Genomic DNA, 12477 nt, shown 5'->3' on the forward strand with positions numbered 1-12477 from the left:
TTTGCCCGTGCAGGTATAGCTGTGGCTACAATGAAGGGGAAATCCTATCTTTCAATCGGCAGTGTATCCATGGGCATTGCAGGCTCTATTCCCAATCCTGATTTCTTCCAGGAGTATTTGGGCATGCGTAATGAGTATGTGGATGCCAGTGAGATAGAACGTCGTGTCCAGTTGGGCATTTATGACCATGAAGAGTTCGCACGTGCCATGGCATGGACAGAAAAGTATTGCAAGAGTAATGAAGGGACAGACTTTAATCCGGAACATCTAGTATATTCCCGTGAAGAGAAAGATGCCCGTTGGGAATACGTGGTAAAAATGACCCTTATTTTCCGTGATATGATGATTGGCAATCCGAAATTGGCTGAAATGGGGTTCAAGGAAGAGTCAATGGGACACAATGCGATTGCCGCGGGTTTCCAGGGACAGCGCCAGTGGACGGATTATAAGCCTGACGGTGATTTTTCAGAAGCTATACTGAATACTTCTTTCGATTGGAACGGTATCCGTGAAGCATTTACTTTCGCTACGGAAAATGATACGTTGAATTGTACTTCAATGCTCTTCAATCATCTATTGACCAATACTGCACAGATATTTGCGGATGTGCGTACTTATTGGAGTCCGAATGCCATAGAACGGGTAACGGGTAAGAAATTGGAAGGTAAGGCGGCAAACGGTTTCATTCACCTGATCAACTCCGGCTCTTGTACGCTTGATGGAACAGGCTGTCAGACACGTGACAATAAACCGGTAATGAAGCCTTTCTGGGAAATTACGGAAGAGGAAGTAGAAGCTTGTCTTTCTGTAACCAAGTGGCATCCGGCCAGTCGCGAATATATGCGTGGCGGTGGTTATTCTTCCCAGTTCCTGACTCGTGGTGAAATGCCGGTAACAATGTGCCGTTTGAATCTCGTAAAAGGTCAAGGTCCGGTATTGCAGATTGCCGAAGGCTGGACAGTAAATTTGGATAAGGATGTTTTCAAGGCTATCAATGAACGTACTGACCGTACATGGCCTTCCACTTTCTTCGCTCCACGTCTGACAGGTAAGGGGTATTTCCGTGATGTATATACTGTTATGAATAACTGGGGGGCTAATCATGGCGCTATCAGTTATGGTCATATCGGTGCTGACTTGATTACTCTGGCTTCCATGCTTCGTATCCCGGTATGCATGCACAATGTTTCTGAGGAAAATATTTTCCGTCCCAGTGCATGGACTGCTTTTGGCGAGGATATGGAAGGCAGTGACTATAGAGCTTGCAAGAATTATGGACCTCTCTATAAATAAAGGAAACAGGCGTTATGTTGAAATCAACCAAACTGAAAAACACTCTGCTGGTAGGTGCAACTGCAATACTTGTATCATGCGGCGGACAAAAAGAAATCAAGATGGGAAGTTATGCTTATGATGCCCAGTTCTTAAAGGACCACGGCATTGAATATACTGAATTGGTATCTGCTGATGGGAATTCTAAAGTGATGGTTATTCCTGCATGGCAAGGCCGTGTAATGACTACTTCTGCTTCCGGCGATGAAGGTGATAGTTACGGCTGGATTAATTATCGTTTCATAAATGAAGGCAAAGTCAGTTCTCAATTTAATCCGGTAGGAGGTGAGGAACGCTTCTGGCTTGGTCCGGAAGGTGGTCCGTTCTCACTTTATTTTAAGGAAGGACAAGAGCAGGTTTATGATAATTGGATAGTTCCTCCGGTACTTGATACTGAAGCTTTTGACATAAAGTCGCAAGACAACAGTAGTATCCGTTTTGTGAAAGATACTCGTTTGACAAATGCTTCCGGTACTACTTTTGATATGAATATTGACCGTACTGTATCGTTGATGGATGCTGGTGAAGTGGCTGCCGATTTTAATATCCAGCTTACAAATGATATGAAAATTGTAGCTTACAAGAGTGAGAATAAGATTACCAATACAGGTGACAAGGCATGGACAAAAGAGGGTGGTCTTGTATCTGTGTGGATGCTCGGCTGTTTTAATCCTACACCGACCACTACTGTATTCATTCCTTATAAGCAAGATGCGGAAGGAACAATTGTGAATGATGAATATTTCGGTAAGATACCGGCGGATAGGCTGATAAAGGAAAATGGTATTATCTATTTCAAGATTGACGGGCTCTATCGTTCCAAGCTGGGATTGCCGGCTTCACGGGCAACGGATATTTGCGGAAGTTATGATTCATCGAAAGGCGTACTCACAATCCTGTGGTGTAGTCTTCCCGAAACTCCTTCAGTCTACGTAAATGGCCAATGGGGACCTCAGGAAGATCCGTTTGCCGGCGATGTAATCAACTCTTATAATGACGGTCCGGTAGAAGACGGTTCTATAATGGGACCTTTCTATGAAATTGAAACGTCTTCTCCTGGTGCGGAGCTGGCTCCCGGTGCCTCATTGGTCCATACGCAAAAGGTGATTCATGTACAAGGTAAGGATGAACAATTGGTTCCTATCGTGCAAGATTTATTTGGAGCAGATTTGAATGTAATAAAAACAAAGTTTCAATAGGGTAACTATATAATGGAGAATTCGTATGGAATCAAATAAAATAATACCGAAAGGAATCCTCTTCCCATTCATTCTGCTCACTACTCTTTTCTTTGCCTGGGCTGTGCCGAATAATCTGACAGATACTATGCTTGCAGCTTTCAAGCGCATCATGAGTATGAGTGATTCAAAAACAGCTTGGATACAGGTAGTGTGCTATTTGTTGGGATATGGATGTTGTGCTGTTCCCGGTGCCTTGTTTATCAAGAAATACACTTATAAATCAGGCGTGATGCTGGGACTTGGTCTATATGCATTTGGGGCTTTACTGTTCTATCCTGCCATGCTTAGCTCGGGAGTGAATGTTGATTTCAGCTTCTTTATGTATCTGCTGGCAATCTTTGTTCTCTTTGCCGGACTTTCAGTTCTGGAGACGTCTACTAATTCTTATGTATTGGCAATCGGTCCTGAAAGTACCGCGACACGCCGTTTGAATCTGTCTCAGGCCTTCAATCCGTTCGGAGCGATTACGGGAGTGGTGATCAGTCAGATTTTCATCCTCTCACAACTGAATGGAATGACAGCGACAGAGCGTGCCCAACTTCCGGCTGAGGAGCTGGCCGCCATCCAGGGGCAGGAATTGAATGCTGTTACTACTGCTTATGTGGTACTTGGTCTGGTGATGTTGGTGCTCTTACTTGCTATTCGGCTTACCAAAATGCCTAATCTTAGTGAAAAAGGTGAAAAAATAGAGTTTGGTGCCACTCTTCGTCGTCTTATAAAGAATAAGAATTATGTATGGGGTGTAATAGCACAATTTTTCAATATTGGTGCACAGATAGCCGTATGGTCATTCGTGATCCGTTATGCTATGGTACAGCTGAATTTTGACGGTGTATTGGCTTCTTTAGGAGATTCTGCTTCTGCAGATGCTGTTGTAAATGCATTACGGGGAGTGGAACCGGTAGCTGCCGCATTCTATAATTGTTGTGAATGGCTTGGATTGAATGATTTGCTGCCACGTACAGCAGAACAGGCTGCAGCTACTTACTATATCATGTCACTTATTCTCTTTGTAGTAATGAGATTCGTATGTACTGCCATGATGAAATATGTGAAAGCTTATAAACTCTTGATAGGACTTGCGCTTCTTGCTGTAATGTGTTGTTTGGGTGCCATGTTCGGCAAGGGCAGTTTCGGCGTCTATTGCCTGATGGGCATTTCTGGTTGTATGTCATTGATGTTCCCGACCATTTATGGTTTTGGTCTTACAGGTTTGGGGGATGACACTAAGATTGGAGGTTCATTCATGGTAATGGCTATTGCCGGTGCTGCCGTTCTGACCCAAATTCAGGGTATTGTCTCCGACCAGACGGGTAGTATTATGGCTGCATATGTTGTACCGGCCGTTGCTTTTGCAGTGATTGCCTATTATGGGCTTTTCATTGCAAGAAAACAAGAGTTAACAACCAAATAATGCTTTAGAGTATGGAATCAAACAAGAAATACGTTATTGGTCTTGATTTTGGTACGGATTCTTGTCGTGCACTGGTAGTGGATACATATACTGGCCGTGAAATGGCTACGGGGGTAAGTTTTTACCCCCGTTGGAAAGCGGGGCTTTACTGCGATGCACACAACAATCGTTATCGCCAACATCCATTGGATTATATTGAATCCATGATAGAGGCTGTACATATAGCCTTATCAGATTTGAAGGAAGAAGAGATTGCTTCTATTTGTGGATTATGTTTTGACACAACTGGTAGTACTCCTGCTTTAACCGATAAGGCAGGAATGCCATTAGCTTTATGTCCCGAGTTTGCAGAAGAACCGGATGCTATGTTTATTCTTTGGAAAGATCATACAGCTGTTCGAGAAGCTGAGCAAATCAATGCACTGATCAATAAACGTAACCTTGATTATTTACTTTATGAAGGTGGTACTTATTCATCAGAATGGGTATGGTCAAAGGTTTTACATATTATCAACACAAACGTCGCTATAAAGGATGCTGCTTATGCTTGGGTAGAACATTGTGATTGGATGACCGGATTAGTAACTGGTAACACTATTCCGGAACAGATCTTTCGTAGCCGTTGTGCTGCTGGACATAAAGCAATGTGGCATGCCAGTTGGGGTCTTCCTTCCGGCGAAGTTCTCGAAGAACTTAATCCGGCCTTGAAGGAAATGCTCCCCCATCTGTTCACAGAAACCCACACCAGCGACACCAAGGCAGGGGAACTGACACCCGAGTGGGCAGACAGGCTTGGACTTCCCCAAGGAATCGCCGTGGCCGTGGGGGCGCTGGACGCCCATATGGGAGCCGTAGGCGCATCCGTCGCCCCGGGGATACTGACACGTATCATGGGAACATCCACCTGCGACATCATGGTTGCCGGCAAAGACGAGGTAGGCGGACGCTGTATCAAGGGAATCTGCGGCCAGGTGGACGGTTCGGTGCTTCCGGGATTCATCGGTTTCGAAGCCGGACAGTCGGCTTTCGGAGACATCTACGCCTGGTTCAGGAAGATGCTGGCATGGACACTGAAAGATATCCCCGGAGGGGAGGCCAGGCAGAAAGTTCTGGACGGCATGCTGGTGGAACTCACCCGTGAGGCCCAGGACATGGAACCCTCCGAGGACGGTGTTGTCGCCCTGGACTGGATGAACGGCCGCCGTACCCCCGATGCGGACCAGAACGTGAAGGGTGCCGTTGCGGGACTCACGCTGGGTACCAGCGCCCCGGAAATATTCCGTGCGCTGGTGGAAGCCACCGCCTTCGGTTCCCGCCGTATTGTGGAGCATATGAAGGGCCAGGGGCTGCGCATTGATTCGGTCAATGCCATCGGAGGTATCAGCAAGAAGGCGCCCTTCGTGATGCAGACGCTGGCGGACGTGCTGGACATGCCCATCCGTGTGGTACGCTCGGAACAGACCTGTGCCTTGGGAGCGGCAATGTTCGCGGCAGTTGCCGTAGGGGTGTACAAGGATATCAATGAGGCGACAAGGCACATGGGGTCGGACATCGAGGCTGAATACCGGCCGGATGAGAAAAGAGCCCTCATCTACGAAAAACTATACAAGAAATATCTTGAACTGGCAAAACTTGCTGAAACCATTAACTAAGTATACAAACCATTAATCTATTTAAAACATGAGAATCAAATCATTAATTTTGGCGGCCTTATGCATGGTCACCGTGGGTGTTTACGCCCAAAGCAACTACCCGTTCAACGGTCTGGACATGAACATGGGTAACCTGTCAAGACTGTCCGATGCCAAGACACGTTCCATCAGCCCTGAGAACTTTACAGGCGAGAAGGGCAAGGGCGGCATGGCCGATCCGGTCAGGGACAAGGATCAGCGCAATGTGGCCAACGCCCACCATGCGGCCAAGGACCTGGGCAAGGGTTGGAAGGTAAACCCCTTCATCATCGTGAAACCGGGAGAGACAATCACGATTGCGGAAATCGAGGGTCCGGGAGCCATCCAGCAGATCTGGATGACACCGACCGGGAACTGGCGCTTCTCCATCCTGAGAATGTACTGGGACGATGAGAAGGAGCCTTCCGTCGAATGTCCGGTGGGTGACTTCTTCTGCAGCGCATACAATGAATATGCACAGCTCTCCTCACTGGCCGTTTGCGTGAATCCGGGCAGCGCCTTCAACTGCTACTGGAAGATGCCTTTCCGCAAGAAAGCCCGTATCACGCTGGAGAACATCAACACCGCCGAGGAGATGCGCCTGTACTACCAAATCAACTACACCTTGACAGAAGTTCCTGAGGACGAGGCCTACTTCCACGCGCAGTTCCGCCGCTCCAACCCGACCCAAGGGTCGCTGCACACGCTGATTGACGGTGTGAAGGGCAAGGGACAGTACGTGGGTACCTACCTGGCATGGCGTGTAAACGACAACTGCTGGTGGGGTGAAGGGGAAATCAAGTTCTACATGGACGGTGACAAGGAATACCCGACTATCTGCGGGACCGGGACTGAGGACTACTTCTGCGGCTCGTACAATTTCGAGAACCAGAAGACGCGCCAGTACCAGGAGTTCACCACCCCCTATGCCGGCATGCACCAGGTAATCCGTCCCGACGGGCTGTACCGTGCGGTGACCGCTTTCGGGCTGTACCGCTGGCATATCCTTGACCCGGTACGCTTCGACAAGGACCTGAAGGTCACGATACAGGATTTGGGATGGCGTCATGACGGACGCTACAACAACCAGAAGTCGGATATCTCGTCGACCACTTTCTGGTACCAGGCCGAGCCGCATGCCAAATTCCCGGCTTTGCCGAGCAAGGACGATTTGGAAATTCCAAGATGGTAAAATTGGGTATACCCGATATTTAAAATTACGTTGTTTTTTTATTAACTATTAAATCAAAGTATTATGAGGATTTCTTTTAAAAGGAATGGTTTCATAGCATTGGCATCAATGCTATCATTTGCAGTGTATGCAGGGGATAATTTGCCCCTTGCAACCGCTGCATCGGGGACAAATGGATCTATTCAAGTATCTGAGCATGGCGTAGATACTTCTAATGAGATTCAACAAGCGAGAGTAATACAAGGAACAGTTCTGGAAGAAGGGACTAATGAACCTCTTATTGGGGTAAATGTTGTCGTTAAAGGAACTACTATAGGTACAACTACTGATGTGGAGGGAAAATATTCGATAAGAATACCTTCTGATAATGCTGTGTTAGTCTTTTCTTATATTGGTCAAAAAACAGAAGAATATTCTGTTAAAGGCTTGAAATCTTTGGATGTTATTATGAAAAGTGATGCTACGATGTTGTCTGAAGTCGTTGTATACACTGGTTATATGACTCAGAAAAAAGCTGACTTAACCGGATCGGTTGCATTGGCGGATTCAAAAGACATCAAGAAGACTTCCGCTAACGTTATGAAAGCTATGCAGGGTAAGATGGCCGGTGTGAAAATTAGCAACAATGGCGGTAATCCTGCAGAAGATATAGGCATTCAAATTCGTGGTCTTTCTTCTTTGTCTGGAGCTGTTACTCCATTAATTGTATTGGATGGTATGCCAGCTGAAGGTCTGAATCTACGTGACATAAATTCAGGAGATATTGAATCTATTCAGGTATTGAAAGATGCTGCTTCTGCCTCAATTTATGGTGCACGTGCTTCTGGTGGTGTGATTTTAGTCCAAACTAAAAAAGGTAAAGCTGGTAAGACTACCATTGACTATAATGGTAGTGTTTCTGTAAGTTCTATAATAAATAGACCGGAAATGATGAACGCCACAGAATGGGGTACTGCTGCCTTCCGCGCTGCTGCTTATGATGAGTGGGCTTATGGTTCAGGCCTATTATTACCCAATGGCTTTGAGTATGAGTATCATAGAGGTGATAATGGAATGCTGGTATTGGATAATATGAAAATGAAAGAATATTTGGATAATAATCAATTGGTAAAAGCAACTGATACAAATTGGATGGATGAGATTTTCCGTACAGCAGTTTCTACAAATCATCAGTTGACTATTTCTAATGGTTCGGATAAAGCTAAAAGTTTGTTTTCATTAGGGTATACTAACAACCAAGGTACACAAATTCATTCTTTTTTCAAACAATATTCTGTACGTGCTAACACGGAATATAGTTTGATTAAAGATCGTTTGAAAGTAGGAGAAAATTTAGCTATTTCTTATTTGCAGTATAAAAGTCAATGGGAAACCTTTTTGGCTATGATTATGCCACCTATGGTTCCTGTTTATGATGTAAATGGTAACTGGGCAGGACCTGCAGGACTTGATGATTTTGATAATCCGGTACGTAAAATGACTATGGGTAAAGATAATATCAATAATTATGTGAAAATTATTGGTAATGTTTTTGCAGACCTGAATATTTGGAATGGTATATCTGCTAGAACTCAGTTTGGTATAAATTATGGTAACTCTTATAGTAGAACAGTAGATGGGGCTTATGTAGAGACTGGTTTTAGAGGCAATGATAAAAATTATGTAAGAAATAACCAGTCCCATCCGTTAAATTATGTATGGACTAATACTTTGTCCTATAATAAAAGTTTTGGAAAACACCATATTGATGCTGTATTTGGTAGTGAGTTTACCCGTTATGTACAAGAAGGTTTTTATGCAAGTAGAGAAGGACTTTATTTGGAAGATCGTGATTTTGCCGGTCTTAGTGTTGCTACCGGTGATGAAATTGATGTAAGTAGTTCTGCTGATGAATATACTTATTTCTCTCTTTTTGCTAAGGCCAATTATTCATATGCTGGTAAATATTTGTTGTCTGCAACTGTACGTCGTGATGGTTCTTCTTTGTTTGGTGTCAATAATCGTTATGGTGTATTTCCTGCATTTTCTGCTGGTTGGAGAATTAAGGATGAAGCTTTTATGGAAGATGCGGACTGGTTGTCTGATCTGAAAATTCGTTTCAGTTGGGGTACGAATGGTAGTGTACAAGGATTACCTCGTGGTTACACAACTACTCCATTTACTACTAATTATTTTGATACTGCATATCCTATTAAGGGACAAGCAACCGGCGCTTTGCAGTCTGGCTATAGAAGAACTTGGATTGGTAACCCTGATTTGAAATGGGAAACAACCAAACAAACAGACTTCGGCGTTGACTTTGGATTTTTCAATCAACGTTTGACTGGTTCTTTTGACTATTACTATAAGAAAACAAATGATATCTTGGTCCAGACTCCATATATCGCAGCAATGGGTGAAGGTGGTGAACCTTGGGTTAATGGTGCTAGTATGAATAACCAAGGTGTAGAATTTACAGTATCTTTCAAGAGTGACCCCTCCAGTGAATTCCAGTGGGCTGTTAGTGCCAATATTGGTACATACAAAACTGAATTGACTGACCTTCCTTCCAATGTAATCAATAAGTATGCTGGTGATGGTGTACACGATTTGATTTTAGGACGTTCTCCAAATTCTGCTTATGGTTTGGTAGCTGATGGTATTTTCAAAACTCAAGAGGAAGTTGATGCTCATGCAGACCAGCCAGGTAAAGCAGTTGGACGTATTCGCTACAAGGACTTAGATGGTGATGGTGTAATCAATGAAACATATGATAGAACTTGGATAGGTTGCTATGACCCGGATTTCTTTGGAGGTCTTAATTTTGATTTCGCTTATAAGGGCTTTGACTTGAACTTATTTTTTGAGGGTATGTTCGGTAATGATGTAAATAGCGACTGGAAGAAAGAGAGTGATATTTGGCTTTTCACCAATCCTGCATGGAAAAATCATGCAACTCGTATGTTGGGCGGTTGGTCACCTGACAATCCGAATTCTGATATTCCGGCTATCTCGAATAATACTGCCAATCAAGAACAAAGATTCTCTTCTTGGTTCATAGAAGATGGTTCATATATTAAGTTGAGAAATATTGAATTGGGTTATACATTTCCGACTAAGCTTATCAAAAAAATGCATATGAGTAATCTGCGTTTGTACGCTGCTGCATATAATGTATTTACTTTGAAGAAGTTTTGGGGAGATGACAAATATACAAGTTTCGATCCAGAAAGACCTTCTTATCATTATCTGACACCATTTACTTTCAATTTCGGTATCAATGTTTCTTTTTAAACTTAATTAATAAATTATTATGAAAAGCAAATATATAACTTTATCAATTGCTCTATGCTCTATATTGGGAGTCAGCAGTTGTGATTCATATTTGGATATCAATCCTAAACAAGTTCTGGACCAAAATATACTTAACAAACCTAGCGATATAGAAGGTTTTGTCACAGCAGCCTATGCCCGTATGTGTGAGATGGGGTCATTGGATTCCTCTCCTTATATGTATTGGTGGAGTGGTTCTATGCGTTCGGATGACTGCTACAAAGGTGGTGGTGGTGTTGCTGATGCTGTAGGTTCTTTTGGTAACATATCACTTTTTACTTATGTAAATCCTAATACCGGTGCATTGGATGGTACTTGGTATAATTCTTATCAAGTTATCCAAAGATGTAATACAGCAATTCAAAGAATGGCAAATTTTACGGAAGAAGAGTTACCTAATAAGAATAGTTTTATGGGTGAGATGCTCTTTATCCGTTCATTTACGTTGTATCGTTTGAAAAAACTTTGGAAATATGTACCCTATATTGATGAGAATGTAGTAGGTATGTCAGATGCTTTTGAAGCAGTACCTAACCGTGAATTGGATAAGGGGAATGATCTTTACTTATGGCAACGTATTCTTGATGATTTTAAAAAGGCCGAGGAATTATTGCCTTTGGATCAGATGGATAAAGGTCGTGTAAGCCGTAATGCTGCTACTGCTATGGTTGCTAGGACAATATTAAATATGGCTTACGAACAGGATGACCGTCATCAAGTGATAAATATCAATAAGGAATTACTTGCAGAAGCTTTGCCTTATATTGATAAAATTATTGATCAAGAAGGTGGTCGTGTAGGTTTGGAATCTGATTTTGGTAATAACTTTTTGGTAGAGTATGATAATGCTACTAAAGAATCCATTTGGGAATTACAATTTGCTCTTGATAATAATTTTCATACAGCAGGTCGATTTAATCGCGCTGAAGGTTTGAATCATCCATGGATGTGGCCCGAAACACAACCTGGTAATTTTGTATTTAAGTGTTGTGACTTTAACCATGCTAGCTATACGTTGACTAATGCGTTTAAGACAGATGAAAACGGTTTACCCCGTTTCGAGGATTATAATGAGGATGATTATGGTCAATATATTAAAAATTCAGATGGTTCTTATAATTTGGATATCGTTAATTCTGGCGCTAAGCCTTACTTTGATAAGTATACATGGGATCCCCGATTTAGCCATACTATCGTAGCTCCTGGACAGCCTTGGAAGTATGATCCTGATTTATTATTCCATTCAACTGCTACTCGTGATCCGATTACTTATAGTTTCTTGAAACCCATCAAAGATATGCCACATCCTGATTGTGGTTGTATTGCTTATGATGGATGGCAATTTAATTCTATGAATAAGAAGATGATTCGTTACGATGACGTGTTGCTGTGGAAAGCTGAGATTTTGATTCAATTGGATAGAGAAATGGAAGCCCTGCCATATATTAACCAGATTCGTACTCGTGCTGCCAATAGTTTGGTTCGTTTGACTCAAGCTGACGGTTCATATACAATGAATTATCATATTGCTACTTATCAGCCGGGTATTAACTGTAATTGGACTAAGGACTTTGCATGGAAAGCCTTAATGTGGGAAAATCGTCTTGAATTTGCTTGCGAAGGTCATCGTTTCTTTGATTTGCAGCGTTGGGGATTGTTGGAAAAGACAATGAACGAATATTTTGCTATTGAAAGAACTCGCTTCGATTGGTTCAATGATGCTCGTTTTACTGCCGGTCGTGATGAGTACTTTCCGATTTCCCAACCACAAATGAATTATTCAAAGGGTAACTATACGCAGAATCCGGGATATTAATGTTTAACTATTAAGAAGAAAATTATGAAAAAGATAGTAACCATTTTTACAATGTTGTTGGTAGTGTTATCACTGTCCAGCTGCTATGACAGAGATGTGCTTGATGACAAGGGCTTGAATTATTTCATACCTACGCCTGAGAATGTGCAGTATATTCAAGATAATGCTACTACAGTGACATTGACTTGGAGTATTCCTTCAGTAATTCCAGAAGACTTCAGACGTCCTATTTCAGTACAGATTCAAATAGTGGAAAATAATATTTATAGAGATAGAATAACCTTGGTAAATGAGGAAACCTCTCATACTTTCACTATTGATCCTGCTAAGAAGTATCGCTATATCGTTAAATTGGTAGGTACTTTTACTGAGGAAAATCAAGAAACAGGGCGTACATCTACTGTTACTTCTGAGGGTGTAATAGTTAATGTCGAATAGTTTCGAGAAGGATTTTTGTAGTTAATGATAGAGAGTGGGCTTTTACTGGTATTTTTCTGAGT

Annotated in this window: 8 protein-coding genes; all 8 read left to right on the forward strand. The window is 42.7% G+C overall.

The window, feature by feature from the left end; all coding sequences use genetic code 11:
- The coding region (locus tag DWZ67_RS12875) for an L-fucose isomerase (protein ID WP_120138985.1) at positions 1–1293 on the forward strand (1293 nt) is incomplete at its 5' end.
- 14 nt (positions 1294–1307) lie between these two features.
- Positions 1308–2531: a DUF6786 family protein gene (locus DWZ67_RS12880; protein WP_005824682.1), complete on the forward strand. Its 1224-nt coding sequence runs from the start codon at positions 1308–1310 to the stop codon at positions 2529–2531.
- A 25-nt stretch (positions 2532–2556) separates the two neighbouring features.
- Positions 2557–3987, forward strand: a complete 1431-nt coding sequence (gene fucP, locus DWZ67_RS12885) for an L-fucose:H+ symporter permease (protein WP_005824680.1) — start codon at positions 2557–2559, stop codon at positions 3985–3987.
- An 11-nt stretch (positions 3988–3998) separates the two neighbouring features.
- Positions 3999–5639 carry a ribulokinase gene (locus tag DWZ67_RS12890; RefSeq protein ID WP_120138987.1) on the forward strand — a complete coding sequence of 547 codons (1641 nt, stop codon included), beginning with the start codon at positions 3999–4001 and terminating at the stop codon, positions 5637–5639.
- A gap of 28 nt (positions 5640–5667) precedes the next feature.
- Positions 5668–6849 carry a glycoside hydrolase family 172 protein gene (locus DWZ67_RS12895; RefSeq protein ID WP_057259240.1) on the forward strand — a complete coding sequence of 394 codons (1182 nt, stop codon included), beginning with the start codon at positions 5668–5670 and terminating at the stop codon, positions 6847–6849.
- A 63-nt stretch (positions 6850–6912) separates the two neighbouring features.
- Positions 6913–10122 carry a SusC/RagA family TonB-linked outer membrane protein gene (locus tag DWZ67_RS12900; RefSeq protein WP_009037504.1) on the forward strand — a complete coding sequence of 1070 codons (3210 nt, stop codon included), beginning with the start codon at positions 6913–6915 and terminating at the stop codon, positions 10120–10122.
- A 19-nt stretch (positions 10123–10141) separates the two neighbouring features.
- Positions 10142–11977 (forward strand): RagB/SusD family nutrient uptake outer membrane protein, encoded by a 1836-nt coding sequence (locus tag DWZ67_RS12905; protein ID WP_034529209.1) that lies wholly within the window; start codon positions 10142–10144, stop codon positions 11975–11977.
- 24 nt (positions 11978–12001) lie between these two features.
- Positions 12002–12415, forward strand: a complete 414-nt coding sequence (locus DWZ67_RS12910; RefSeq protein ID WP_055288460.1) for a DUF4945 domain-containing protein — start codon at positions 12002–12004, stop codon at positions 12413–12415.
- Positions 12416–12477 lie beyond the last annotated feature (62 nt).

Source organism: Bacteroides sp. AF34-31BH (assembly GCF_003602795.1).
Classification (GTDB): domain Bacteria; phylum Bacteroidota; class Bacteroidia; order Bacteroidales; family Bacteroidaceae; genus Bacteroides; species Bacteroides uniformis.